A 26712-nucleotide genomic window follows, 5' to 3' on the forward strand; every position below is an offset into this window, starting at 1 on the left:
CGGCGACCACCGGCGTTCCCCCGGGGAGCGATCATCTATTGACAGTGGCCGCGAATGCCGTGGCATCCGACAGCAGAAGATCCAACCCGATCCGCACCGTCGAGTCCCTCTCGATCAGGGAGGTGAACCGCAGGACGTGATCCTCCAACTGCCGGGACGCCTCGTCGACGCCGATTCTCTCCCTACTCAGCATCATGGGGCCCGAGGTCGGCATCCCCCACAGATCTAGGCAGATGTATAGCCCGTACGTCGAGTTGACGGGACTGAAGAAGGGATCGAACAAGTACCACGAAAGGCGCTCGTGCGAGGAGTCGCCACGGAGCGACACGTACCTGACCATTCCTTGACGAGACGAGATATGACCGCTGTACTTCAGCTGCGCCGAAACCGGCTCCGGCGCCTGCTGCACCGGCGTGTCTATGGTGAACCGGTCGAAGAGCAGAGAATGTTTGATCTCCGTCCGCCTCTCGATCACCTCACCGGAGCCGGTGGTGCTTCGGTGATACTGCCACCAGACCCCCATGTACTTCGTCCGTCCCGGCAGGCGCAAATACCTGACCACCACGATTATTTGGCGCACGAAGAGCGGGGCCAGGCCGAGGCAGAAACCAGCGATGACTTCGGGCCAATTGATGCCGCCCACCAATCCTCCACTTCGGGTGAATTTTGCACGCCGGAGCACCGGACCGGCCTGGCCGGGCGCCACTGCCCGACGCCGGCTGGATTCTCCCGGTCAAGGGCAGGGCGATAGCTTGACCGGAATTTCAGCGCCCACGGGCGCGCCGTGCGGCGCCACCCGTAGGCGTGGCGTGCGCTACAGGCACGGTAGAAGTTGGGGAGCACCGGGGAGATGGTCTTGCAGCGACCGACCCGACCTGCAAGATAGTCGCGACCGAAAGGTCAACGAGATGCGCTCTGGCGAACGTGTCCGGGCCGGTTCAGCCACCAGTTGGCCGAGCGGCGAAGGGCGGTGGGAACCCGCCGATCGGAGATCAGATGACGGAGCAGCTCGTCGTCGCCCTTCAGCCCTGCGGCATAAACAGTCCCTTCCATCACCCCGGTCTGCGGGCTCGCATCGGTGGGCGGTCCGTCCATCTGGCGGGCGACCTGCAGAACCAACGACTTGGGCACTTCCGCACCGAAATGCCCGAGGGCGAACGCGGCGGCAATCCGTACCGTGGACGGTACGCCGCTCGCCACGATCAGGCGTTGCACCAGTTGCTCCTGGCCGGCGCCGCCGAGGACCCGAATCGAGTCCAGGATCGCCTCCGCGAGGCCCGGGTTACTCCGTATGCGATCACCCGTGAGTTCAGCCGCGAGAGCGTTGGCCAACCCGGCGCGGTACGGGGTGGCGTCGAGCAGGAAACCCGTGTAAAGACGCACGTCGGGCGACGGATGGAACAACGCGTCCTCGACCAGCACGGAAAAGATGTCATCCGCCTTCGGGATGTGTTCACCGGCGGTCTCGACAGCCGCCGCATGCGCGATTCTGTTCGAGACCGTTCGCCGCTGGACCGCGTTGTCACCCCGGGAGTCGGACGCGCCACGCCGGACGGGGGCGTTCAGCCGAAGCCAGGTTTCCCGTTCGATCCTCAGCTCGACGGCGAGCTGAGCCGCCAAGCTCGAGGTTTCTCGGTCGGAGAGCATCTCGATCGCCATCTGGACCAACGCCGCATGCTGCTCGTCGCTGAAGTGCCCCATCGGGACCTTGCGCAGCGAGGCGAGCAGAGCGCCGATCCTGGCACGTTGATGCGTCGGGTCGCGCAGCTGGGCGAGTACATGGCGCGCGGCGTCCGGATGCCCGGTGCCTTCGAGCGCCGACATCGGTTCGATGAAGATCTGGTTGTCCCGGTCACGAGCGAGGCTCGCACAGCTGTCGATCGCGGGGGCACAGGCGCGCGGATGTACCAGCAGGCGGTTGAGCGCCTCGTACCGCTGCTGCCAGGCGACGCCATCGGACATCACCATCTCGGCGACCAGTCGGTCCGTGAGCGTCGACCAACTGCTCGATGGCACGAGCCGGACGCCCGGCTCGGCGAGGAGCCTGGAGGTGAGCTCGTCCCAGTCGGCACCCCGCATCCGCGCGCCGGTAACGGCCAGATCCAGCAGCTGGTCCAGGCGATCCGGACCGGCAGCGAGGGCGGGTCCGCGGGCCAGCGACAGCCGCAACGGCTCGGGCGGAGAAATGTACCGGTACAGGACGTCGAGCGGAGCCACGATCGCGTTGCGGGGGAGCAAGAGAAGCTCTTCGTACCGCCGGACAGCGGCGTAGGGCACCGGCGTGAAACCCGATTCCCAGCGCGAGACCCGGCTCTCGCTAATTGGACCGCCCCGCCACGAACCGCCGCCGAAGGCGGGTGCGAAGCGGGCCGCTCGGTGCAACTCCGTCATCGGCGACAGGGTTCGGTTGACCCGCAGGAGCCAGCCGACCGTGCGTGGGACACCTGTTCGGCGCGCCAGATGTGAGGACACGACGTGCGATCGGGCCATTAACGGAGTGTAAGCCGAAAGTTGATCAACATCGATGCCAAGACCGGACGGCGCCCCGCGAGGTCGATCCCGCCGGTGAGGGTCACGGAGGTCATCCCGACCGTGACCACCGGCAGGAACGCGTTGTCGACGAAGATGTCCAGGCAGAGCAGCACGACCACGACCGCGGGGTGACCGCTCAGCGCCGCCGCTCGGGGAGCCAGACGCGCATCGTGGCGGGACCGCGGTTGGCCCAGAGGTGGTACGGGACCAGGACCAGCTCGGTCGCCTCCGCCACCGCCGGACCGGTCGAACCGTACGGCCAGCCGGCGTGGGCCGGGGCGAGCGTGCTCGCGGCGACGCCGAGCGCCACCACCTCGGGGCCGAGCGCCGGCATCCGACGCTCCACCACCGGCACCGACGGGTCCACGGCCGGCGCGTCGAGCGCCTGCGCGGTGCGCTGGTCGACCGACTCGGCGCAGTAGACGAGCGGGCCGCGTTCCACCGCGACGGTGCCGCGTACCGCGTCGATGCGCGGGTCCGGCTCGGTCCAGCGCGGCGCCACCGGCAGTTCGAGCCGGACCTCGTCGCCCGGGCGCCAGAAGCGGTCCACCACGGCGTAGCCCGGGGAGACCGGGCGGGTCTGCTCGGGGGTCACCAGCGTCGCCTCGCCCGCCCAGGCGGGCACCCGCAGCGAGAGCCGCCACGGCCGCTGCGGCGCGGCGTGGACCCGGACGGTGACGGCACCGCGCCAGGGGTACTCGGTGACGACGCCCAGTTCGATCCCGCCGGCCCGGATCCGGCCGGCGGCGTACTGGTGCAGTTGCAGGCCCCGGTCGTCGCGGGTGGCGAGGTAGCCGCCGAGCGAGGCGAGCAGGCGCGCGATGTTGTTCGGGCAGCACGAGACGTCGAACCAGGGCACCCGCTCGCCGGCGGTCGCGCGCGGGTTCGGCACCCGGGGGTCGGGCGGGCTGCCGGGCGCGCGCTGCTGGAGCGGGTTGGTGTAGAAGAACGCCCGACCGTCCAGCGACGGCCCGGCGGCCACCACGTTGAACAGCGTCCGCTCGGCCAGGTCGGCGAAGCGGGGCTCGCCGGTGGCGAGCAGCAGGCGCCAGGAGAGCATCACCGAGGCGACGCCCGCGCAGGTCTCGGCGTACGCCCGGTCGGGCGGCAACTCGAAGTCCTCCCCGAACGACTCGCCCTCGTGCCGGGAGCCCATCCCGCCGGTCAGGTAGGTGCGGGCCGCCACGGTCCGCTCCCACTGCCGCACGATCGCGGCGAGCAGCTTGTCGTCGCCGGTCTCCACGGCCACGTCGACCGCGCCGCAGGCGAGGTAGAGCGCGCGTACCGCGTGCCCGGCGAAGGCCGCGCGGTCCCGGACCGGCACGTCGTCCTGGTAGTAGCTCCGGCCCAGCTCGAGGTCGGGGAGCGTGGCCTGGCCGCGCCGGTCGACGAAGAGCTGCGCCTGGTCGAGGTAGCGGCCCGTGCCGGTGGCCCGGTACAGCTCGACCAGCGCCATCTCGATCTCGGGGTGGCCGCAGACGGCCTGCCGGCCGGCGGCCCCGAACTCGGCGCAGACGTGGTCCGCCGCGCGGATCGCGGCGGCGACGAGCGCGTCGGCGACCCCGGTACGCAGCCGGGCGACGCCGGCCTGGATGAGGAAGCCGGCGCAGTACAGCTCGTGCCCCCAGTCGAGGGCGGAGTAGCGGGGCGCCTGCCCGGGGCGGCCGAACATGGTGTTGAGGTAGCCGTCCGGCTCCTGGGCCGCGACCAGCACCTCGACCAGTTCCCGGTACGGGGCGTCGGCGCCCCGCGCGATCTCCCACACCATCGCCTCGGCCAGCTTGTACGCCTCGGAGTCGGAGAACTCCCGGCCCCGGCGCGCCGTCACCCCGCCCGCCGCGGCCTGCCGGAAGTTGTCCAGCCAGCCGGCCCGCCGCTGCCACTCGTACGCGTGCGGGATGGTCGCCGCCGCGTTGCGCGCCTGCCGGTCGCCCCAGAAGCCGCCGGTGAGCCGCACCTCGTCCAGGCCGAGCGGGCGGAGGGTCCCCGTCGATGGTTGCACCGGTCCGATCATCGTCACCCCTTGAGAGCACCCGACATGAAGCCGCGCACGTAGCTGCGCTGCAGGAAGAGGAAGAGCAGCAGGCAGGGCACGGCCATGAAGACGACGCCGGCCTCCAGCGCGGCGTAGTCGATCGAGCCGTGGCTGGCCGTACGCATGTTCACCACCGCGAGCGGGAGCGTGAAGCGGTCGGTGGAGTTGAGCAGGATCAGCGGCGCGAAGAACTCGCTCCACGAGGTGAGGAACGCGAAGAGCGCCACGGTGACCAGGCCCGGTCGGACCGCGTGCAGCAGGACCCGCAGCAGCGCGGTGAGGCTGGTGCAGCCGTCGACGAGCGCGGACTCCTCCAGCTCCCTGGGGACGGCCTCGAAGGAGTTGCGCATCATGAAGACCGAGAACGGCAGCTGGAACATGATCAGTACGAGGCTGAGCCCGAGCAGCGAGTCCTCCAGCCCGATCCAGCCGAGCAGCACGTAGAGCGCGATCAGGATGGTCGCGTACGGCACCATCAGGATCGCCAGCGTCAGCAGGAAGAGCAGGTCGCGGCCGGGGAATCGGAACCGGCCGAAGGCGTACCCGCCGAGCGTGGCGACGACCAGCGTGCCGCCGACGGTGAGCAGGCAGACGGTCAGGCTGTTCAGCACGTGGTGCGGGCGGATGCCGTTGTCCGAGGTGAAGAGCCGCTGGTAGTTCTCCAGACCGAAGCCGTCCGCGGTGCGTACCGAGGCCCAGCCGCTCCAGAGCAGCGGGGAGAGGAAGAGGATCGACAGCGCCGCGCCGGTGGTGCGGTAGCCCCGGTCCCTGCTGGACATGCGACCCCCTACTGCGAGCGGCGGCGCAGCACGCCGAGCTGGACGACGTTGAAGACGATCAGTACGGCGAGCAGCAGCACCGAGATCGCGGCGGCCGAGCCGAGGTCGAGGCGGATGAACGCGTCCCGGTAGATCACCATCACCAGCGAGGTGGTGCTGTTGTCCGGGCCGCCCCGGGTCAGGATCCAGAACTGGTCGAAGGCGAGCAGCGACCCGGTGACCATCAGCGTGAGCACCAACGCGATGGTGGGACGCAGCAGCGGCAGGGTGATCCGGCGGAAGGTCTGCCACCGGCCGGCGCCGTCGATCCGGGCGGCCTCGTAGACCTCCAGCGGGATCGCCTGCAACCCGGTCAGCAGGATCAGCATGTTGAAACCGGCGAAGCGCCAGAGCACCAGCGCGACGCTGGAGGCGAGCGCGGTGTTCGGGCTGCCGCTGGTCCAGGAGACGTAGCCGTCGACCAGGCCGAGCGCGTCCAGCGCCCGGGTGACCGGGCCGATCTCGTCGCTGAGCAGGCCCAGGAAGAGCAGCGAGGCGCTGGCGAAGCCGACCGCCATGGGCAGGAAGAACGCGGTACGGAACAGGGCCACGCCGGGCCGGCGCCGCTGCACGAGCAGGGCCAGCCCGAACGAGACCGCGAAGAGCAGCACGGTGACGACCACCGTGTACTTGAGCGTGAACCAGGTGGCGGTGCGGAGCAGCGAGTTGTCGCCGAGGTCGGCGTAGTTTTCCGGGGCGTTCAGCTCCGGCACCCCGAGCAGCGGCCACCGGTGCAGCGACATCCACCCGACGAGCAGCAGCGGCAGCACGAAGAAGAGGCCCACCATGAGCGCGGTCGGGCTCGCGTACGCGGCGCCGACCAGCGCCCGGCGCCGGTGGCGGCGGCGCCGGGCCGGCGCGGGCGGGACGGCTCGCGGGCGCGCGTCCCGGCGCGGCGTCAGCAGGGCGACCACGGCGGGATCAGCTCTCCCGCAGCGAGCGGGTGATCGCGGCGTTCCCCTCGGCCAGCGCCTTGGCCGCGTCGCCGAAGAGCGCGCCGCGCACCGTCTGCAGCCACGGGCTCTGCGGGTCGTTGAAGGAGGCGTTGAAGTTCCGCGCGTACGGGGTCTTCCCCTTCGCCATCAGGCTGTTGATGGTGACGATGCGGGGGTCGGCCGCGGAGTACCTGTTCGACGCGAGGTCGGTGCGGGTGGGCACGCCCTTGTTCTTGGCGATCACCTCGACCTGCGCCTCGTCGGACATGGTCCAGGCGAGGAAGTCCCAGGCCTGGGCGGCCTTCTCCGAGGTGGCGCCGACGCCGATCGCGTCGCCGCCGACGAAGGTGGACTCCCCGCCGTCGAGGCCGCTGATCGGGGCGACGCCCATCCTGATGCCGGACTGCTCGATCAGGCCGAGCCAGACCGAGGGACCGGGCGCGATGCCGATCTTCCCGCCCTGCAACGCGCCGAGCCAGGTCGGGCCGGCCTCGTCCCGGGACGCCGGGGCGGCGACGCCCTCCTCGTACAGCTGCCGGTAGAGGGCGAAGACGTCGGCCATCTCCCGGCCGTCGACCGTGCTCTTCGTACCCTCCGGGTCGAGCACGTCGCCGCCGGCGGCCCAGACCGAGGGCCAGAAGGTGAACTCGACGCAGCCGCCGCAGTTGGCGCCGAAGTAGGTGCCGTTGACGTCGCCGCCCAGCCGGTCGATTCGCCGGGCGTGCTCGGCGAACTCACGCAGGGTGGTCGGCGGCTTCTCCGGGTCGAGCCCGGCGCGGGCGTAGAGGTCCTTGTTGTAGAGCAGCACCGACATGTCGATGGTGTGCGGGACGGCGTAGTTGCGCCCCTCCCAGGTGCCGGCCCGGACGTGCGCCGGCGCGACCCGGTCCTTCACGTCCAGCGCCCCGAACCGGTCGGTGATGTCCCGCCAGAGCCCCTGCGAGGCGTACTGCGGGGCGAAGACCACGTCGGCGGCGAAGAGGTCGGGCAGCGACCTCGCGCCCGCGGCGGAGGCGAGCTTCGCCGGGTACTCCTCGTTCGGGTACGCGGTCACCTGGACCTTGTTGCGGTGCGTGGCGTTGTACGCCTCGGCGTACGCCCTGGAGACCGACTCGGTGGCGGCGCGGGTCCAGAGGGTCAGCGTGGCCCCGTCGTCGGCGCGCGGCGCCCCGGAGTCCGTACCCTCCCCGCCACCGCAGGCCGACAGGCCCAGCGCGAGTACGGTCGCGGCGACGATCCCGCCCGCCGTACGAAACTGTGGTCGCACGTTCTCTCCCCTCTCGGATGGGTCAGGTGCCGGTCTGGTGCGGGTGGATCGGGTACCGGTGCGGGTCGGGACGGTCGACGACCTGCGGCACCGGGAGGGCGGACGAACGGTCCGAAAACCTTTTCGGGAATGTAGCCAGTGAATTTCGACGCTGTCAAGGGTCGATGTCCACGTCGGAATATGCGGTACGGTGCTCGCTAGCGGTTTCGTTTTCGAAAGGATTTCGGTGGGCAGGCAACGATCCCAGTCCGTCACCCTGACCGACGTCGCCCGGCGCGCCGGGGTCTCGGTGGCCACGGCCTCGAAGGCGCTCAACGCCCGCGACGAGGTGGCGCCCGACACCCGACGCCGGGTGCTCCAGGCGGCCGAGGAGCTCTCCTTCCAACCGAACGTGCTGGCCCGCGGGCTGATCTCGGGCCGGACCCGGACCGTCGGGCTGCTCACCGACGAGCTGGGCGGGCGGTTCTCCATCCCGATCCTGCTCGGCGTGGAGAACGCGCTGGGCAGCGAGCAGATGTCGGTGTTGCTCTGTGACGCCCGCGGCGACGCGATCCGGCGCCGGCACTACATCGGCACGCTGCTCGCGCGCCAGGTCGACGGCTTCGTCATTCTGGGCGACTCCAACGACCTGCGCCCGTCGCTCACCCGGGACATCCCGGTACCGGTGGTCTACGTGTACGGCGAGTCCGACGACCCGGCCGACCTCTCGGTCCTCGCCGACGACGCCGGGGGCGCCCGGCTCGCCGCCGAGCACCTCGTCTCGCTGGGCCGGCGGCGGATCGCGCACATCACCGGCCCGGAGCACTACCGGGCCGCGCGGGAGCGGGTGAGCAGCCTGCGGGCGGTTCTCGACGCGGCCGGGCTGCCGCTGGCCGGCGGCGAGCCACGGTACGGCGAGTGGTCCCAGCGCTGGGGGCGGCACGCCGCGCGCAGCCTGCTGACCACCTGTCCCGAGATCGACGCGATCTTCTGCGGCAACGACCAGATCGCCACCGGCGTCGCCAGCACCCTGCGCGACCTCGGCCGGCGCGTACCCGAGGACGTCTCGATCGTCGGGTACGACAACTGGCACGAGTTCGCGGCCGACTGCCAGCCCCCGCTGACCACCGTGGACCTCAATCTCCAGCAGCTGGGCGAGACGGCGGTCCGGCACCTCTTCGCGGCGCTCGACGGGCAGCCCGGCTCGGGCGTCATCCGCCAGCCCTGCCGGCTCGTGGTCCGCGAGTCCACCGGACCGGCGTCCGCCACCGGCCCGGGCACCGCCACCGGCCCGGAGACCGCGGCGGGGGCCGCGGCCTGACCGGCCGGCCCGCCCCGGCGTGCGCCCGGCCGCCCCGGCCGGCCTGCGCCGGGGCGGCGGCACGGAGCGGCAACGGCGGGCCGCCCGTGCGTCAGCGGCGGGCCCGGCCGGTGACCAGTCGTTGCAGGAGGATGAAGGCGAGCAGCAGCACGCCGATGACGATGCGGGTCCACCACGAGCTGAGGTCGCCCTGGAACGTGATGATGGTCTGGATCAGGCCGTATACCAGCACGCCCAGGACCGTGCCGAAGAGGTAGCCGGAACCGCCGGTGAGCAGCGTACCGCCGATCACCACGGCGGCGATCGCGTCGAGTTCGGTGCCCTGGGCGTGCAGGCTGTAGCCGGAGAGCATGTAGAAGCTGAGCAGCACGCCGCCGAGCGCGGAGCAGAGCCCGCTGACGGTGTAGACGAGGATCCGGGTCCGGCCGACCGGCAGACCCATCAGCGCGGCGGACTGCGGGTTGCCGCCGACGGCGTACACGTTGCGACCGAACCGGGTGTACGCGAGCACGTACGCGGCCGCCAGGGCCACCAGGACGGCGACGACCGCGCTCACCGAGACGGAGAAGCCGCCGAGGGCCAGCCGGTGCTGGGCGGCGCCGGTCCAGAACGGGTCGGTGATCGGCACCGACGCGTCGCTGATCAGGAAGCAGAGCCCTCGGGCCAGGAACATCCCGGCGAGGGTGGCGATGAACGGCTGGACCTCGAAGAAGTGGATGATGCAGCCCATGCCGAGGCCGAGCGCCGCCCCGAGCAGCAGGACGAGGGGCAGCACCACCCCGGCCGGCCAGCCCGCGCCGAGCAGCTTCGCCGCGATCAGCGTGGTCAGCGCGACGACCGCGCCCACCGACAGGTCGATCCCGCCGGTGAGGATCACGAAGGTCATCCCGACCGCGACCACCAGCAGGAACGCGTTGTCGATGAAGATGTTGAGCACGACCTGGGTGTCGGAGAAGCCCTCGTAGTTGACCACGCCCACGGCGTACATCAGGACCAGCAGCCCCAGCGTGGCGAGGACCGGGACGTGCCGGCGGTCCGGCCGGTAGCCGCGGACGCGGGCGATCACCGTCCCGACGCCGCCCGGCCCCGGGATGCTCCGCTCGGTCATGCCGTCACCTCCGTCCTTCTCGTGCCGGCGCCGGGGCCCGCGCCCGGCCCGGTCGGACCGGGCTCGGGCGGTTCGGTGCCCGGCGCGCCCGGGTCCGTCCCCGAGGGGGCGCGACCGCGCCCGCGCCGGCCGAGCAGCCGCGCCCGGAACGCGGGCGACTGGGCCAGGCAGAGCACCACCACCACGACCGCCTTGAACAGCAGGGTGGTGTTGGTCGGTACGCCGATCGTGTAGATGGTGATGTCCAGCGTTTTGATCACCAGTGCGCCGACGACGCTGCCGACGATGGAGAACCGGCCGCCGGCCAGCGACGTGCCGCCGATGACCACGGCGAGGATCGCGTCGAGTTCGATGAGGTTGCCGGCGTTGTTGCCGTCCGCGCTGGAGACGTTCGAGCTGAAGATCAGACCGGCGAGCCCCGCGCAGAGGCCGGCGAAGACGTAGACCAGGATGGTGAGCCGCCGGGCGTTGACCCCGGCCAGTCGGCTCGCGGCCGGATTACCGCCGACCGACTCGATCAGCAGGGCGAGCGCGGTACGACGGGTGAGCAGCAGCGTACCGACGACCACGGCCGCGGTCAGCAGCACCGAGACCGGTACGGCCAGCCAGTAGCCCGCCCCGACGGTCTTGTACGGGGCGGAGTTGACCGTGATGATCTGCCCGTTCGTGATGAGCTGCGCCACCCCGCGACCGGCCACCATGAGGATGAGCGTGGCGACGATCGGCTGGATGCCGACGACCGCCACGAGCAGGCCGTTCCCGGCCCCGAGCAGCAGGGCGACGCCGAGCGCGAGGCCCATGGCGGCGAGCACCCCGCCGGCCGCGTTCTGGTCGCCGAGCCCGCTGATCCACGAGCAGGCGACCGCGCCGGCGATCGCGACGACCGAGCCGACCGACAGGTCGATGCCGCCCGTGGCGATGACGAGCGTCATGCCGAGCGCCACGAGGGCCAGCGGCGTGGCGGCGCGCAGGATGTCGATCACCGAGCCGTAGAGGTGCCCGTCGCGTACCTCGATCGAGAGGAAGCTCGGCGTGAAGACCAGGTTCCCGGCGACGAGCAGCAGCAGCACGACGACCGGCCAGAGCAGGCGGTGCCGGAGCAGGCCGTGGAAGGTACCCGCCGTCGTCATGCCGCACCTCCGCTGGCGATCGACTGCATGATCCGGTCGGCGTCGACGTCGTCGCCGTTGACCAGCTCCTCGACCAGCCGCCGGTCGCGCAGGACCGCGATCCGGTGGCTCAGCCGGAGCACCTCCTCCAACTCCGCGCTGATGAACAGCACCGCCATCCCCCCGTCGGAGAGTTCGACGACCAGGCGCTGGATCTCCGCCTTGGCCCCGATGTCGATGCCGCGGGTCGGCTCGTCGAGGATGAGCAGCCGCGGTTCGGTGATCAGCCAGCGGGCGAGCAGGACCTTCTGCTGGTTGCCGCCGCTGAGGTTGCCGACCCGGATCTCCGGATCGGCGGGCCGGATGTCGAGCGCCCGGACGTACCGCTCGACCAGCTCGTCCTGGCGGCGGCGCGGGATCGGCCGGGACCAGCCGCGGGCGGCCTGCATGGCCAGGACGATGTTCTCCCGGACCGACAGTTCCTCGACCAGCCCCTCACTGCGACGGTTCTCCGAGCAGAACGCGATCCGGTGCGCCAGCGCGGCGCGCGGGCTGCGCAGGTGGACGGGCTCCCCGTCGACGCGCAGCGTGCCGTGGTCGGCCCGGTCGGCGCCGAAGAGCAGCCGGGCCACCTCGGTACGCCCCGACCCGAGCAGTCCGGCGAGCCCCACCACCTCGCCCCGGTGGATGGCGAGGTTGAACGGCGCGATCGCACCGGAGCGGCCCAGCTCCCGGGCGGCGACGACCGGCTCGGCGTTCTCGGCCGCGGGAGCCGGCTGCCGGGTGTGCTCGGCGAGCCGGTCCAGGGTGGCCAGGTCCTTGCCGATCATCTTGCCGACGAGGTCGAACGGGGGAATTTCGGCGGTCCGGTACTCCCCGATGAGGCGCCCGTTGCGCAGCACCGTCATCCGGTCGGCGATCTCGTAGACCTGGTCGAGGAAGTGCGAGACGAAGAGGATCGCGACGCCCTCGTCCTTGAGCTGACGCATCACCCGGAACAGCCGGTCCACCTCGTCGGCGTCCAGGCTCGACGTCGGCTCGTCCAGGATGAGCACCTTGGCCGAGACGTCGACCGCCCGCGCGATCGCCACCATCTGCTGCACCGCCAGGGAGTACGCGCCCAGCGGGGCGGTCACGTCGAGGTCGAGCCCGAACCGCCCGACCAGCTCGGCCGAGCGCCGCCGCAGCGCGCCCCAACGGATCGCGCCGAGGCGCCGGGGCTCCCGGCCGATGTGGATGTTCTCCGCCACGGACAGGTTCGGGCAGAGATTGACCTCCTGGTACACCGTGCTGATGCCGGCCTGCTGCGCCTGCGGCGGGCCGGAGAAGCGTACCGGCGCGCCGTCGAGCCGGATCTCGCCCTGGTCGATGTCGTAGACCCCGGTCAGCACCTTGATCAGCGTCGACTTCCCGGCGCCGTTCTCGCCCAGCAGCGCGTGCACCTCACCGGGCAGCAGACGGAAATCCACGTCGGCCAGCGCGACGACACCCGGGAAGCGCTTGCCGATCCCGGTCATCGTGAGGACCGGCGTCGCCTCGCCCATCCCCTCCCCCTCTCCTGTCGACCGCGCGACCGCCGGCCGGCGGCGCGATCTCCCTCTCGGCGGCGCGACCGGCGGCCGGGAGGCTACGTCCCCGGCCGCCGGTCGCGCGCGCACCGGTCGGCGTGCGAACGCCGCGTCAGTACTTGCGTTCGGGCAGCGCCGCCTTGGCCTGCTCGGAGGTGAACACGGTCTCCTCGGTGAGCACCCGCTTCGGCACGCTCTCCCCCGCCACGACCTTCTTGGCCAGGTCCATCAGCTGCGGCCCGAGCAGCGGGCTGCACTCGACGATAAAGTTGATCTTCCCGTCGGCGAGGGCCTGCATCCCGTCCCGCACGGCGTCGACGGTGATGATTTTGATGTCGACGCCGGGCTTCTTGCCGGCCGCCTCGATCGCCTCGATCGCGCCGAGCCCCATGTCGTCGTTGTGCGCGTAGAGCACGTCGATGTCGGCGTGCGCCTTGAGGAACGCCTCCATCACCTCCTTGCCCTTGGCCCGGGTGAACTCGCCGGTCTGCGAGGCGACGACCTTGAACTTCGGGTCGGCCTTGATGACCTCGGCGAAGCCGTCCCGGCGGTCGTTGGCCGGGGCCGAACCCGTGGTGCCCTGCAGCTCCACGATGTTGACCGGGTCGGACTTGCCCTCGTACTCCTTGACCAGCCACTCGCCGGCCTTCTTGCCCTCGAGCACGAAGTCCGAGCCGAGGAAGGTCTGGTAGAGCGAGGTGTCCGGGGAGTCGATGGCGCGGTCGGTGAGGATCACCGGGATCTTGGCGTTCTTCGCCTCCTTGAGCACGGTGTCCCAGCCGGACTCCACCACGGGCGAGAAGGCGATCACGTCGACCTTCTGCTGGACGAAGGTACGGATGGCCTTGATCTGGTTTTCCTGCTTCTGCTGGGCGTCGGAGAACTTCAGCTCGATGCCGGCCTCCTGCGCGGCGGTACGCACCGAGGTCGTGTTGGCGGTGCGCCAACCGCTCTCGGCCCCCACCTGCGAGAAGCCCATCGTGATCTTTCCGTCGTCGGTACCGCCGGCACCGTCACCGCCGCCGCACCCGGTCAGCGTCGCCGCGACCAGCACGGCACCGACCAGCGCGGCCGACCATGTCTTGGACACTGCATCCTCCTGGGGTAGTTCCGGTCCCCCGCAGGGATCTCCTCCACGCGGCGGATCGCGGTCCCCACCGCCCGGCATCACGCGCTCCCGGCGGCGGACTCGTCATAGGTGAACGATCACATTTACGATCTTGCGTCGCTTCGATGTGGAGCAAGGATCATTGCGGCAGCGCACGGGACCCGACCAACCGTCCTGGTCGAAGTCCGATCGAGAGCCGCGGATGGATTCATCGACGACCCTGTAACACCCGGGTGCGAAAATGTTATCGTTCTCCACCCACCCGTCAAGAGATGTTTGCCAACGTTTCCGGCTCGTTTCCCGCCCGCTCCCGCCGGCATGCCGTACGAGGTGGGCTTTTGCGCTCGGCGGGCGCATGCGTGGGGTGGCCCGTCGCGGCGGGTCCGGCACGCCGACGGTCGGGGCGGCACGGGTGTGATCGCTAACAGCGAGAGCAGGGAGCACAGGTGACAGCAGACCCTCCGCCGACCGGCGGCATCGAAACGGGCGACGCCGCGCCCGTCCGGCCCCGCGGCTCCGTCATGCGCGACGTCGCGCGACTCGCCGGCGTGTCGCACCAGACGGTCTCCCGGGTGCTCAACAACCACCCGAACGTCCGCCAGGAGACCCGGCTACGCGTCCTCGACGCGATGCGGGCCCTCAACTACCGCCGCAACCTCGCCGCCCGCACGCTGGTCACCCGCCGGTCCCGCACGCTCGGCATCATCGGCTTCGAGACCACCCTCTTCGGTCCCGCCTCGATGCTCTACGGGATCGAGGACGCGGCCCGGCAGGCCGGCTACTTCGTCACCGTCGCCACCATTCCCGACCTCGAACGCGCCTCGGTGCTCGACGCCGTGGACCGGCTATGCCAGCAGTCCGTCGAGGGCATCGTCGCGATCGCGCCCAAGCCCACCGTCACCAACGGCCTGCACCACACCCCCGCCGGGCTGCCCACGGTGGCGGTCGGCGGCGGCACCGAGACCGACGCGAGCGCGACGGTACGCATCGACAACACCGCCGGGGCCCGGCTCGCCACCCAGCACCTGCTCGACCTCGGGCACCCGACCGTGCACCACATCGCCGGACCCGCCGACTGGCCGGAGGCGCGCGAACGCGTCGAGGGGTGGCGGCAGACCCTCTACGCGGCCGGCGCCGCCGTCCCGCCGGTCGCGCCCGCCACCTGGACCGCGCGATCGGGCTACGAGCAGGGCAGCCGCCTCGCCCGGGATCCCGCGGTCACCGCCATCTTCTGCGCCAACGACCAGCTCGCCCTCGGCGCGCTCCGCGCCCTGCACGAGGCCGGCCGCCGGGTGCCCGAGCAGGTCAGCGTCGTCGGCTTCGACGACACCCCGGACTCCGCGTACTACCTGCCGCCGCTGACCACCGTCCGGCAGGACTTCGCCGAACTCGGCCGCCGCAGCCTCGCCCTGCTGCTCAGCGGGATCGGCCGGCAGCGTGATCCGCGACCGCCCCAGCACGTGGTGCTCGCCCCCGAACTCACCCTCCGGGCCAGCACCGCGCCGCCCGCCGGCCGCCGCGCCTGATCCGGACGCGCGCACCGGACCCGGCCGCCCGGCGCCGTGCCGCGTCCGCCCGCGCGGCCGGCCCGGCCCCGTGCCGAACCGGCCGCGCGCAGCTCGCGGCAGACGTCCTATCGGCGCCGCCGGTCTTTTCGACAACTGCTCGATGGGTCGCGGCGCGCGGGTCACTAGATTCCACAGGAGCCGGTCCGGCCGGACAGCAATCCTCACGAGGTGTTTGTTAGCGCTCACAATCCCACCACCGCCAGGAGGTACCCGTGACTTCGGAGCAACCAGCGATCAACCGGCGCTCGGCGCTGCGGATCGGCGGCGCCGCCGCGGTCGGCGCGCTGCTCACCACGAGCGCCGCCGCGCCCGCCCTGGCCGGCGGCGACGGCGGACCGGCGGACGGCCCGGCCCGGTCCGGGGCGGCCACCGGCACGGCGACCCGGGCCGCCGGCACGCCGGCACCGCGGGCGCCCCGGCAGGCGGAGTTCCTCGACGCCAACCCGCGCTGGACCGTCAAGCCGTTCGCGCTCGACCGGGTGACGCTCGCCGACGGTACGGTCTTCGCCGAAAAACGCGACCGGGTGCTGCGGTTCGCCGCGGCCTACCCCGCCGACCGGGTGCTGCACAACTTCCGGGTCACCGCCGAACTGCCGCTGCCCGAGGGCTCGTCGCCGCCCGGCGGCTGGGACGACGCGACCGGCAACCTGCGCGGGCACTACAGCGGTCACCTGATGACGCTCTTCGCCCAGGCGTACGCCGCCACCCGCGACACCGCCTTCCGCGACAAGCTCGACCACATCGTGGCCGAGTTGGCGAAGTGCCAGCAGGCCATGGCCGCCAGCGGGCGCTACAGCCACCCGGGCTTCCTGGCGGCGTACCCGGAGACGCAGTTCGTGCTGCTGGAATCGTTCGCCACCTACCCGACGATCTGGGCGCCGTACTACACCTGCCACAAGATCATGCGCGGGCTGCTCGACGCGTACCTGCTCACCGGCAACGAGCAGGCACTGGAGGTGGCGACCGGGATGGCGGACTGGGTGCACAGCCGCCTGTCGGTGCTGCCCCGGGAGACGCTGAACCGGATGTGGGCCAGCTACATCGCCGGCGAGTACGGTGCGATGAACGAGGTCCTGGCCGACCTGCACGCGATCACGGGCGAGGAGCGGTACCTCGTCGCCGCCCGGTGCTTCGACAACCGGCAGTCGCTCTTCGACGCGTGCGTCGAGGACCGGGACGTCCTCACCCGCCTGCACGCCAACACCCACGTCCCGCAGTTTCTCGGCTACCTGCGCGTCTTCGACCGCTCCGGGGAGCGCGACTACTACGCCGCCGCGCGCAACTTCTGGCACATGGTCGTGCCGCACCGGATGTACGCCCACGGCGGCACGAGCGGCACCTGGCCCGAGGCGCCCGGGCTGCCGGCCAACACGAACGCCGAACTCTTCCAGCCCCGGGGCAACATCGCCGGCTCGATCGCCGGCAACGGGGCGGAGACCTGCACGTCGTACAACCTGCTCAAGATGGCCCGGAACCTCTTCTTCCACGACCCGGACCCGGCGTACGTCGACTACTACGAGCGGGCCCTGGTCAACCACATCCTCGGCTCGCGGCGCGACGCCGACAGCACGAGCAGCCCCAACGTCGTCTACTTCCTGCCGCTGAGCCCCGGCAGCACCCGCGGCTACGGCAACACGGGCACCTGCTGCGGCGGTACCGGCCTGGAGAACCACACCAAGTACCAGGAGTCCGTCTACTTCCGGTCCGCGGACGACGCCCGGCTCTACGTCAACCTCTTCGTCGGCTCGACGCTCGACTGGCGCGAGCGCGGCATCCGGGTCACCCAGACCACCGACTTCCCGCGCGAGCAGGGCAGCACCCTGACCATCACCGGCAGCGCCCGGTTCGACCTCATGCTGCGCGTACCCGCCTGGGCGGACGGCGCCCGAGTCCGGGTCAACGGCCGGGAGGTGCGCGAGCCGAAGACCCCCGGTCGCTACCTGCGGCTGCGCCGGCACTGGCGGACCGGCGACACGGTCCGGATCGAGCTGCCGTTCGGGCTGCGGGTGGAGCAGGCCCTGGACAGCCCGGCGACACAGACCGTCTTTCACGGCCCCGTGGTGCTGGCCACGCTGAGCGCCGAGCGGACGTACCGGGAATTCTCCTTCTACCGGCACGTCCGGCTCGACGGCGACCTCGGCCCCGCGTTCCAGCCGGCGGCGGCCGGTGCGTTCACCACGAACGGGCACACCCTCCGCCCGCTCTACGTCGGCGACGCCGAGCCACAGCACATCTACTTCCGGCGCGCCGAACCGACGGTCGTCTTCGGCTCGCACGACTCCGGGGTGGCCAACCAGGAGCGCGACGGCACCGCCTTCCTCGACGAGGTCTGGTCCCACGCGCCCTTCCCGAACCACCGCGCCTTCCTCGCCGCGGTACGCCGGGCAGCGGCCGACTGGGTCCGCGACGGCCGATACAGCCAGGACGAGCGCTCGGCCATCCTCGACAGCGCCGAGGCCGCCGAACCGGACCTGCGGGTCTGACCGGTCCGCCCGGAACCGCACCGCCGGCACCGTACGCGGTGCCGGCGGTCGGGCGGTCGGGCGGTCGGGCGGCTCAGGCGAGGCCGAGGACGCCGTCGACCCGGCGGACGATGCCGAGCGGGTTGCCGTCCCGCAGCTCCGGCGGCAGCAGCTCCTGTGGCAGGTTCTGGTAGGCGACCGGTCGTTGGAAGCGGCGCACGGCGGTCACGCCGACGGAGGTGTGCACCGAGCCCGTGGTCGCCGGCCAGGGGCCGCCGTGCTGCATCGCCCAGGTCACCGCCACGCCGGTCGGCCAGCCGTCCCAGATGACCCGGCCGGAACGGGCGACGCAGTGCGCGACCAGGTGCCGGGCCAGCTCGGCCTCGGCGGGCAGCTCGGCGTGGACGGTCGCGGTCAACCCGCCGGGCAGCGCGGCGAAGACCTTGTCCAGCTCGGCCCGGTCGGCGTACTCCACCACCAGGGCGGCCGGGCCGAAGCACTCCTCCAGCAGCCGGTCCGCCCGGGCCACCAGGTCGGCCGCGCCGACCGCGAACAGCCGGGGGGCCACCCGGTATCCCGCGCCGTCCGGCGCCGGACCCGGAGAGATCGTCCGTACCCCCGGCAGCGCCGCCAACGCCTCCGTCTCGGCGAGGTAGGCGTCCCGGATCCGCGCGTTGAGCAGCGGACCCACCGCCACGGCCCCGGCCGCGTCGGCCAGCGCGCCGGTCAGACCGTGGCCGGCCGGCAGGAGGAGCAGCCCCGGTTTCGTGCAGAACTGCCCCGCGCCCAACGTGAACGATCCGACGAAGCCGGCCACGACGGCCTCGGCCCGCCGGGCCAGCGCGCCCGCCGTGACCACCACCGGGTTCAGCGAGCCCAGCTCCCCGTAGAACGGGATCGGATCCGGCCGGCCGGCGGCCAGGTCGAACAGGGCCCGTCCACCGGCCACCGAGCCGGTGAACCCGACGGCGGTGACCGCCGGGTGGACGACCAACGCCCGCCCCGCCTCGACGCCGTGCACCAGCGCGAACGAGCCGGCCGGCGCGCCGGCCGCGGCGAGGGCGTCGGCGACGATCCGCGCGCACAGGACCGAGAGGGCCGGGTGCCCGGGGTGCGCCTTCACGATCACCGGGCAGCCGGCGGCGAGGGCGCTCGCCGTGTCGCCACCCGGTACCGAGAACGCCAGCGGGAAGTTGCTCGCCGCGAAGACCGCGACCGGGCCGAGCGGCAGCAGCATCCGGCGCAGGTCGGGGCGGGGCGCGGGTCGGGCGGACGGATCCGCCGGATCGAGCACCGCCTCCAGGATCGACCCCTCCTCCAGCGCGGCGGCGAAGAGCTCGAACTGCACCACGCAGCGGGTCAGCTCGCCGGCCAGCCGCGCGGCGCCGAGCCCGGTCTCCCGGTCGGCCAGCGCGACGACCTCGTCCCGGTGCGCCTCCAACGCGGCGCCGAGCGCCCGCAGCAGCGCGGCCCGGTCCGGTGGGGAGAACGCGGCGAGGGCCGGCGCGGCCGTCGCCGCCGCCCGGCACAGCCGGTCCACCTCCTCGATCGGGGTGTGCCCCACCGGCGCGCCCACCGGCTGCCCGGTCGACGGATCCATTCCCTGGTCGTGGTCCTCTGCCCGCACCGCGTACCTCTCGTCTCGTGGCTCGTCGTCGGGTACCCGTCGCCGTCGCGCGGCGTCTCTGCCGCGTGACGTCCCGTCGCGTACCCGTTCTCGTCGCACGTTCCGGCCGGGCCCGCCGCCGGGCCCGGCCGGAACGTGCCCGCCCCTGGTCGGGGCGAGCTCTAGCTACCGTGGTTCATCGGCCGGCGGGCGCCGCGGTGGCCGGGGTACCGGCCTCGATCCGCGCCAGCGCCGCCCGCAGGTTCGGCAGCGGACCGATCCGCTGCCCGGCGGTGCCGGAGCCCTGCGGCGTACCGGTCGCCCGAAGCAGCTCGACCAGCTGGTCACCGGTCCAGACGCCCCGGCCGGTGGCCTTCAGGTAGGACTGGATCGCGGCGACGGCGGCCGTCACGATCGGCCCGGCGCCGGAGGTACCGCCGAAGGATCGGGTGTAGCGGATGTTCCGCGAGGCCGGATCCGTCCCGCCCTGGAGGTTGCCGTTGCTGCCGGTCGTGGTGATGTTCTGCCCCCAGCCCTGTAGGTCCAGCCGGGAGCCGTAGACCGAGAAGTTCAGCCGCTCCCGGGCGGTGCTGCTGCCCGCGCCGACGACGATCGCCCCCGAGTCCCGGACGGTACGGTCGAACCGGCCGAGGAACTCGGGCCCGTCGAGGTTGTCGCCGCCGTTGCCACCGGTCGCCACGACCACGATACCGAGCTGGGTGAGCAGCTGGGTGGCGTCGAAGTTGGCCTGGTTCCACTCGATCGGCACGTACCGCGTCCCGCCGTTCGGCCCCACCGTCTGCTGTTCGATCAGGAACACGTCACCGGGCGAGAGGAACTGGGCGGCGTACGCCATGGCCGCGGCCGGACGGTAGCTGGTCTGGTTCGGGTTGACCTGCTGGACCGGCGAGATGCCGTACATCGTGGCCGCTGGGGCGCCGCCGGTGACCCCGTACGCGTTGTCCCGGGCGACGATCTCGCCGAAGACCGCCGTGCCGTGTTCGTCGGCGAAGCCGGTGTAGCGCGGGTACCGGGTGCCGCCGAGGTCGCTGCTCCAGTCGAGCTGCAGGTCCTCGTGGAACGGGTTCCAGTCGTACTCCAGGTCGACCACCCGGATTCCCGCGCCCCGGGCCCGCGGGTCCCGGCTGGCGAAGTCCGCGTCGATGCCCTGCGGGGCCGGGCGCAGGTACCCCTGCATGGACCGGAAGTCCGGGGTGGCCGCCGGCCGCACGTCGGACGGTGCGGCACTGTCCGGTGCGGCACTGTCCGGTGCGGCGCCGTCCGGTGCGGCGCCGTCCGGTGCGGCGCCGCCCGCCGGGCCGGTGGGCGTGGCGCGGCCGGACACCGCGCCGGGCGGCGGGGCGGGCTCGGGCGCCGGGTACGCGTCGGCCACCTCCGGCCGGGCGCGCAGCTGCGCGAGGACCGTGGCGGCGTCCACCTCGGACGGCAGGGTGAGGTGGTACCAGGAGGCCAGGTCGGGCGCGGGCCGGCCGGTACGCTCCCGGGCCCGGGTGGCCAGCGCGGCGAGCCGGTCGACGGTCTCGCCGGGCACCAGCGGCGTGACCTGCCGGGCGCGGTACCGGTCGAGCAGCGCCCGGACCGGTGCCAGGTCCCGCCCGGTCGCGCTGCGCAGCCCGGAGTTCTCGCCCCGAACCCGCAGCGGCTCGGCGAACTTGACCTCCAGGACGACCTCGAACGCGACCCGGTCCGCGCCGCGCGCCGGGCGGCCGTCGCGCAGCGGACCGGCGAGCGCCAGTTCGGCGGTGCCGGCGCTGAGCGAGCCGGCCGCCCGCAGCTCCGCCTTGTCGAAGAAGAGCACCAGGTCGTCGCGGCCGTCGCCGTTGGTGTCGCCGATCGAGCCGAGCGGCCCGGCGGCGGTACGGGCGACGGGGGCGCCGCCGCCGCTCGGGCCGCCGAGCCGGAGCCGCGCCGGATCCAGCTGCCCGACGTCGAGCGCGGCGCTGCCGAGCACCGCGACCGGTACGTGTCCGGAGCCGGCGAGGTTGATCCGCTCGGGCAGCACCACCGGCAGCCGTACCGCCGAGGCGGCGGCCTCGGCGGGACCGGGTTGGCCGGTGACGGCGGCGCCCGAGACGGCGAGCGCGCCCAGCGCTGCGGCGAGCATGAGTCGGTTGGCCATGGACGTTCCTCCTTACCGCGGGGATGTGCCGATGCTGTTCCAGGTACCGCTCCGGCCGCGTCGCGTCGCCGGCCGGTGGGGCGAACCGGACGGGACGGCGGTGCGGGCGGAACGGTGTGGTGCGGGCGGCGGACCGGCGGGGCGAACCGGGCGGAACGGTGAGGCGGGCGAAACGGTGTGGTGCCGTGGTGCCGGTGGAACGGGCGAAAGGCTGGTGCGGCGGTGTCGGCGGCGGACCGTCCCTCCCGGCCGGTTGTGGTCGGCCGGGACGCGCGGCGACGGTCAGACCCGGAAGCCCTCCGGGAACGGGTCCTCCGGGTCGAGCAGGTACTGGGCGGTGCCGGTGATCCAGGCCCGGCCGGTCACCGTGGGCACCACCGCCGGCAGGTCGCCGACGGTCGTGGTGGCCACCAGCCGGCCGGTGAAGCGGGTCCCGATCGGCGACTCGTTGACGAACGGGGTGTCCAGTGGCAGCAGGCCACGGGCGTGCCGCTGCGCCATCCGGGCCGAGGTACCGGTGCCGCACGGCGAGCGGTCCACCCAGCCGGGATGGATGACCACGGCGTTGCGCGCGTCCGCGCCGTCGGTACCGGGCTGGACGATCTGCACGTGGCGGCAGTCGTCGATGGCGGGCATGGTCGGGTGCCGGGGCGGCGCCTGCTCGTTGATCGCGTCCATGATCAGCAGGCCACGGCGGATCAGCTCCGGTACGGTCTCCGGCTCCACCGGCAGGCCCAGGTCGGCGGCCTCCACGATGGCGTAGAAGTTGCCGCCGAACGCCATGTCGTACCGGATCGTGCCGATCTCCCCGCCCACCTGCACCTTCCGGTCGGCCGCGAGCAGGAACGCGGGCACGTTGCGCAGCGTCACGGCGGTCGCCCGGCCGTCGCGTACCGCCACGTCGACCGAGACCAGCCCGGCCGGGGTGTCCAGCCGGATGGTGGTGACCGGCTCGACCACGGGCACCATCCCGGTCTCGACCAGCACCGTGGCCACCCCGATGGTGCCGTGCCCGCACATCGGCAGGCAGCCGGAGACCTCGATGAAGAGCACGCCGACGTCGGCGTCCGGCCGGGTCGGCGGCTGCAGGATCGCCCCGGACATCGCGGAGTGCCCGCGCGGTTCGCACATCAGCAGCCGGCGTAGGCCGTCGCGGTCCCGCTCGAAGAGCAGCTTGCGCTCCAGCATGGTCTCCCCCGGCAGGACGCCGACCCCGCCGGTGACGACCCGGGTCGGCATCCCCTCGGTGTGCGAGTCGACCGCGTGCAGCACGAGCCGGCTACGCATCGGCGTCGGCCTTCATCGCCCGCTCCATGTCCCGGCGCACCTGCTCCCGGGCCGCCGGGGTGAGCGCGCCGCGCGGCGGGCGGCACGGGCCGCCGTACCGGCCGGCGGACTCCATCGCCACCTTGATCGCCTGGACGAACTCCGGCTTCGAGTCCCAGCCGAAGATGGGGTGCAGCTCGGCGTAGAGCGGCAGGGCCCCGTCCAGGTCACGCGCCCGGCACAGCTCGAAGAGGCGTACGGAGACCCGGGGCAGCGCGTTCGGCAGGCCCGCGATCCACCCCGTCGCCCCGCAGACGACCAGTTCCAGCAGGACGTCGTCGGCGCCCGCGAGCACGTCCAGGTGCGGGGCGAGGTCGCGGATGCGGTGCACCCGCCGGACGTCCTGGCTGAACTCCTTGACCGCGACCACGCCGTCCGTCTCGGCGATGGTGGCGAGCAGCTCCGGGGTCAGGTCCACCCGGGTGTCGAACGGGTTGTTGTACGCGACCACGGGCAGCCCGACCGCGGCCACCTCGCGGTAGTGCGCGACGACGTCGGACTCCCGGGCCACGTACGCGTTCGGCGGCAGGGCCAGCACCGCGTCCGCGCCCGCGTCCCGGGCCTGCTCCGCCCAGCGGCGGGACTGGCGGCTGCCGTACCCGCCGACGCCGGGCACGACCGCGCAGCCCTCCGGCGCGGCCTCCACGGCGGCCCGTACCACGTCGGCGCGCTCGGCGTCGGTGAGGCTCTGGTACTCGCCCAGCGAGCCGCAGGGCGTCACGCCGTGACAGCCCTCCTCGGCGAGCCAGCGGACGTGTTCCTGGAGCCGGTCGAAGTCGACCGAGAGGTCGTCGCGGAACGGCGTGGGGATCGCGACGACGACACCCTGCCAGGGCTTGTGAACTGTCACTGGGGTGTTCCCTCCTCGGCGACGGCACCCAGCGGTACCGGCATGACGATCTGACGGTTGGCGAAGGCTTCGGGCGGCTGGTCGCGGCCGGAGGCGGCGGCGAGCAGGCAGGTGGCCGCCCGCCCGCAGACGCGCCCCTGGCACGGCCCCATGCCGATCCGGGTGACCAGCTTCAGCGCGCGGACGTCGTCCACCCCGTACCGCCGCACCGCACCGCGCAGTTCGCCGGCGGTGACCTCCTCGCAGCGGCAGAGCACGGTCTCCGGCCGCAGCCAGCCGGTCCAGCCGTCCGGCACCGGGTACGCCCGGTGCAGCGCGGCGGCGAAGCGCCGCTGCCCGGCGGCCCGGCGCAGCGCCGGGGCGGCGGTACGGGCCAGCGCGGCGTCGTCCAGCAGCCCGAGCCGGTGCGCGGCGGCCAGCCCGGCCAGCTCCCCGGTGCTGATGGCCAGCTCGGCGCCGCCCACCCCGGTCGCCTCCCCGGCCACCAGGACCCCGGGCACGCTGCTGCGGCCCAGCCCGTCCACGGCCACCACGGGGCTGCCGTCGGCCGGGTCGACCCGGGTGGCGCAGCCGAGCGCGACGGCCAGCTCGATCGAGGGAGTGAAGCCGTGTCCCACGCAGACGGCGTCCACCCGGGCGGTCCGGGTCCCGCCGCCGGCCGGCCGCCAGCCGGCGTCCACCCGCCGGATCGTGGCGCGCAGCCCGTCGCCGTCGGGGGTAACCTCGGTGACCGCCCGGCCGCGCCGGACCGGCACGCCGTACCGGCGCAGCGTCGCCAGGTAGCGGGCCGCCTCGACGAGCTTGCCGGGCGCGCCCACGACGGCCCGGGGCTGGCGGGCCCAGCGGCGCAGCGGTGCGGCCTCGACCACCGCCGCCACCCGCGCGCCGGCCCGCGCGAGGCCGGCCGCCACGGTGAGCAGGAACGGACCGGTGCCGGCCACCAGCACCCGCCGGCCCACCAGCACGCCCTGCCCCTTGGCCAGCGCCTGGGCGGCGCCGGCGGTGACCACGCCCGGCAGGTCCCAGCCGGGGAAGGGCACCACCCGGTCGTACCCGCCGGGGGCCAGCACCACCGCGGGTGCCGTGAGCGTCACCGGCCCGGCCGGTCCGAGCAGCCGCAGCGTGACCCCGCCGGGCGCCGAGGTGCCGCCGTGCGGTCCGGCGCCGGGCGCCGGGGCGCCGCCGGCAGGTCCGGCGCCGGGCGCCGGTGGCGCGGCGCCGTCGGCCGGGGTGGCGTCGGTGCCGGCCCACCAGACCTGGTGCCGGGCGAGGAAGGTGATCCGCCGGTGCGCCAGGGCCCGGCCCAGCAGCGTCTCGGCCCGGCGGGAGTGCCGCGCCGGCGGCACCCCGGCCACGAGCGGCTGGCGGAGGTACTGGCCGCCGGGGCGCTGCCCCAGGTCCACCACGGTGACCGTGGCCCCCGCGTCCGCCGCCGCGACCGCCGCGGCGAGCCCGGCCGGCCCGGCGCCGACGACGACCAGCCGCCCCGCCGCGCGGCCCGTCATGTCCGTACCTCCCCGGCGCCGTGCTGGGTGCGTACGGTGTCGCCGGGGGCGGCCGGTTCCAGGCAGGCGCGCACGCCCGGTACCCCGTTGTGCGTGACGAGGCAGTCGAAGCAGACGCCGATGCCGCAGAAGACGCCGCGGGGCCGCTCGCCGAAGCGGGTGAACCGGGTCGTCCGCCGGCCGGCCGCCAGCAGCGCCCCCGCCACGGTCTGGCCGGCGCGTACGGGCACCGGCTCGCCGTCGACGGTGATGGTGAACCCGGCCGGGGCGGTACCGGCGTCAGGCGGCGGCACGGGAACTCCCCTCCGCGACGGCGAACCGGGACGGGTCGAAGGGGCGCAGGTCCACGTCGGGCGCCTCGCCGGTGACGACCTGGGCGACCAGGTGGCCGGTGACCGGCGCCAGCCCGATGCCCGCGCCCTCGTGCCCGTGCGCGTGCACCAGACCCGGCGCGCGCGGATCGGGCCCGAGCACCGGCAGGTGGTCCGGCGAGAACGGCCGGAAGCCGTGGTAGACGCGGAGCAGGCGGACCCGGGCCAGGGCCGGGAAGAGCCGTACCGCGCCCCGGGCGAGCCGGCGTACCGCCTCGGGGTTGGGTCGCCGGTCGAAGCCGACCAGCTCCCGGGTGGCGCCGATCAGGATGGTTCCGGCCGGGGTGCCCTCGACCACCGTGGAGTTCTGCAGCCCGGCGTCGTCGCTGGCCACGTTCTCCAGGTAGTCGGCGGAGTAGACCTTGTGCCGGACCAGCGGCGGTATCGGCTCGGTGACCAGGATGAACCCGCGGCGCGGGGTGACCGGCACGGCGGCGCCGAGCGGGCCGGCCAGCTCACCCGCCCAGGCTCCGGCCGCGTTCACCACGCGCCGGGCGGTCACCGGGCCGGCGCCGGTCTCCACCCCGGTCACCGCGCCGGTGGCGTCCCGGCGCAGCGCGGTGACCTCGGTGCGCAGCCGGACGTCGGCGCCCCGGTCCCGGGCCGCGGCCAGCAGCGCGACGGCCGCCCGCGCCGGCATGAGCTGCATGTCCTGCGGGTAGCGGACGCCGCCGGCCAGCCCGGGCGCGATGGCCGGCTCGTGCTCGCGCAGGCCGTCCGCGTCGACCGGCTCGACGCGTACCCCGGCCGCGGCCTGGTCGTCGGCCGTGGCCCGCAGTCGGGCGAGGCCGGCGGCCGTGGCGGTGACCACCAGCCCGCCCTTCGGCTCCAGTTCGAGGTCGCCGTACCGGCCGGCCAGTTCGGCGGCCCAGCGCCGCCAGAGCGCGTTGCTCAGCAGCGCCAGCTCCAGCTCCGGGCCGGGCAGCTTGTCCGACACCAGCAGGTTCCCCTCGCCGGAGCCGGTGGCGCCGGCCAGCAGGCCGGCCCGTTCCAACACCACCACGGACAGCCCGCGCCGCGCGCAGGCGTATGCGCAGGCCGCCCCGACGATGCCGGCGCCGACTATCGCCACGTCGAAAACCCGTGCCATCTCCGCCTCCCCCC

21 protein-coding genes are annotated in these 26712 nt (G+C 73.3%); 3 read left to right on the forward strand and 18 right to left on the reverse strand.

Annotated elements, in window-relative coordinates; all coding sequences use genetic code 11:
- Positions 1–31: 31 nt before the first annotated feature.
- The 7 genes from AB0J86_RS04255 to AB0J86_RS04285 form a co-directional block, all read right to left on the reverse strand.
- Positions 32–643: a hypothetical protein gene (locus AB0J86_RS04255; RefSeq protein ID WP_363852300.1), complete on the reverse strand. Its 612-nt coding sequence runs from the start codon at positions 641–643 to the stop codon at positions 32–34.
- Positions 644–900: 257 nt separating this feature from the next.
- Complete coding sequence (locus AB0J86_RS04260; RefSeq protein WP_363852301.1) at positions 901–2391, reverse strand: hypothetical protein; 1491 nt, start codon at positions 2389–2391, stop codon at positions 901–903.
- Positions 2392–2489: 98 nt separating this feature from the next.
- Positions 2490–2651: a hypothetical protein gene (locus AB0J86_RS04265; RefSeq protein ID WP_363852303.1), complete on the reverse strand. Its 162-nt coding sequence runs from the start codon at positions 2649–2651 to the stop codon at positions 2490–2492.
- Between the two features lie 17 nt (positions 2652–2668).
- Positions 2669–4534, reverse strand: a complete 1866-nt coding sequence (locus tag AB0J86_RS04270; protein WP_363852306.1) for a beta-L-arabinofuranosidase domain-containing protein — start codon at positions 4532–4534, stop codon at positions 2669–2671.
- Positions 4535–4548: 14 nt separating this feature from the next.
- Positions 4549–5346, reverse strand: a complete 798-nt coding sequence (locus AB0J86_RS04275; protein ID WP_363852308.1) for a carbohydrate ABC transporter permease — start codon at positions 5344–5346, stop codon at positions 4549–4551.
- 8 nt (positions 5347–5354) lie between these two features.
- A complete protein-coding gene (locus tag AB0J86_RS04280; RefSeq protein WP_363852311.1) occupies positions 5355–6299 on the reverse strand; it encodes a sugar ABC transporter permease in 945 nt (314 codons plus the stop codon).
- 7 nt (positions 6300–6306) lie between these two features.
- The gene (locus tag AB0J86_RS04285) at positions 6307–7587 is read right to left on the reverse strand and encodes a sugar ABC transporter substrate-binding protein (RefSeq protein ID WP_363852313.1); all 1281 of its coding nucleotides are present in this window, start codon (positions 7585–7587) and stop codon (positions 6307–6309) included.
- A 226-nt stretch (positions 7588–7813) separates the two neighbouring features.
- Between AB0J86_RS04285 and AB0J86_RS04290 the strand changes: the two genes are divergently transcribed.
- Positions 7814–8887 (forward strand): LacI family DNA-binding transcriptional regulator, encoded by a 1074-nt coding sequence (locus tag AB0J86_RS04290; protein WP_363852316.1) that lies wholly within the window; start codon positions 7814–7816, stop codon positions 8885–8887.
- A 91-nt stretch (positions 8888–8978) separates the two neighbouring features.
- Here the strand turns inward: AB0J86_RS04290 and yjfF are convergent, their stop codons facing one another.
- The 4 genes from yjfF to AB0J86_RS04310 form a co-directional block, all read right to left on the reverse strand.
- Positions 8979–9995, reverse strand: a complete 1017-nt coding sequence (gene yjfF / locus AB0J86_RS04295; RefSeq protein ID WP_363852319.1) for a galactofuranose ABC transporter, permease protein YjfF — start codon at positions 9993–9995, stop codon at positions 8979–8981.
- Positions 9992–11125 (reverse strand): ABC transporter permease, encoded by a 1134-nt coding sequence (locus AB0J86_RS04300; protein ID WP_363852322.1) that lies wholly within the window; start codon positions 11123–11125, stop codon positions 9992–9994. The genes yjfF and AB0J86_RS04300 overlap by 4 nt, the downstream gene beginning before the upstream one ends.
- Positions 11122–12648: a sugar ABC transporter ATP-binding protein gene (locus AB0J86_RS04305; protein WP_363852325.1), complete on the reverse strand. Its 1527-nt coding sequence runs from the start codon at positions 12646–12648 to the stop codon at positions 11122–11124. The genes AB0J86_RS04300 and AB0J86_RS04305 overlap by 4 nt, the downstream gene beginning before the upstream one ends.
- A gap of 136 nt (positions 12649–12784) precedes the next feature.
- On the reverse strand, positions 12785–13762 hold the full coding sequence (locus AB0J86_RS04310; protein ID WP_363852327.1) for an ABC transporter substrate-binding protein: 978 nt from the start codon (positions 13760–13762) through the stop codon (positions 12785–12787).
- A gap of 539 nt (positions 13763–14301) precedes the next feature.
- Between AB0J86_RS04310 and AB0J86_RS04315 the strand changes: the two genes are divergently transcribed.
- Positions 14302–15306: a LacI family DNA-binding transcriptional regulator gene (locus AB0J86_RS04315; RefSeq protein ID WP_363853028.1), complete on the forward strand. Its 1005-nt coding sequence runs from the start codon at positions 14302–14304 to the stop codon at positions 15304–15306.
- Positions 15307–15560: 254 nt separating this feature from the next.
- Positions 15561–17831, forward strand: coding sequence for a beta-L-arabinofuranosidase domain-containing protein (locus AB0J86_RS04320; protein ID WP_363852329.1), 2271 nt, complete (start codon positions 15561–15563; stop codon positions 17829–17831).
- A 73-nt stretch (positions 17832–17904) separates the two neighbouring features.
- Here AB0J86_RS04320 and AB0J86_RS04325 read toward each other — a convergent pair whose 3' ends face one another.
- The 7 genes from AB0J86_RS04325 to AB0J86_RS04355 all read right to left on the reverse strand — a co-directional run bounded on the left by AB0J86_RS04325 (position 17905) and on the right by AB0J86_RS04355 (position 26698).
- Entirely contained in the window at positions 17905–19437 is a 1533-nt protein-coding gene (locus AB0J86_RS04325; protein ID WP_363852332.1) for an aldehyde dehydrogenase (NADP(+)), read from the reverse strand.
- A gap of 175 nt (positions 19438–19612) precedes the next feature.
- Complete coding sequence (locus AB0J86_RS04330; protein WP_363852335.1) at positions 19613–21556, reverse strand: S8 family serine peptidase; 1944 nt, start codon at positions 21554–21556, stop codon at positions 19613–19615.
- Positions 21557–21838: 282 nt separating this feature from the next.
- Positions 21839–22843, reverse strand: a complete 1005-nt coding sequence (locus tag AB0J86_RS04335) for a proline racemase family protein (protein ID WP_363852338.1) — start codon at positions 22841–22843, stop codon at positions 21839–21841.
- Positions 22836–23732, reverse strand: a complete 897-nt coding sequence (locus AB0J86_RS04340) for a dihydrodipicolinate synthase family protein (protein WP_363852341.1) — start codon at positions 23730–23732, stop codon at positions 22836–22838. The genes AB0J86_RS04335 and AB0J86_RS04340 overlap by 8 nt, the downstream gene beginning before the upstream one ends.
- Positions 23729–25237 carry an NAD(P)/FAD-dependent oxidoreductase gene (locus AB0J86_RS04345; RefSeq protein WP_363852344.1) on the reverse strand — a complete coding sequence of 503 codons (1509 nt, stop codon included), beginning with the start codon at positions 25235–25237 and terminating at the stop codon, positions 23729–23731. Before AB0J86_RS04345 ends, AB0J86_RS04340 begins: the two co-directional genes overlap by 4 nt.
- Positions 25234–25530, reverse strand: coding sequence for a (2Fe-2S)-binding protein (locus AB0J86_RS04350; RefSeq protein ID WP_363852347.1), 297 nt, complete (start codon positions 25528–25530; stop codon positions 25234–25236). The genes AB0J86_RS04345 and AB0J86_RS04350 overlap by 4 nt, the downstream gene beginning before the upstream one ends.
- Positions 25517–26698 carry an FAD-dependent oxidoreductase gene (locus AB0J86_RS04355; RefSeq protein ID WP_363852350.1) on the reverse strand — a complete coding sequence of 394 codons (1182 nt, stop codon included), beginning with the start codon at positions 26696–26698 and terminating at the stop codon, positions 25517–25519. The genes AB0J86_RS04350 and AB0J86_RS04355 overlap by 14 nt, the downstream gene beginning before the upstream one ends.
- Positions 26699–26712: the final 14 nt, after the last annotated feature.

Source organism: Micromonospora sp. NPDC049559, from assembly GCF_040676675.1.
In the GTDB taxonomy this organism is placed as follows: domain Bacteria; phylum Actinomycetota; class Actinomycetes; order Mycobacteriales; family Micromonosporaceae; genus JBFAPK01.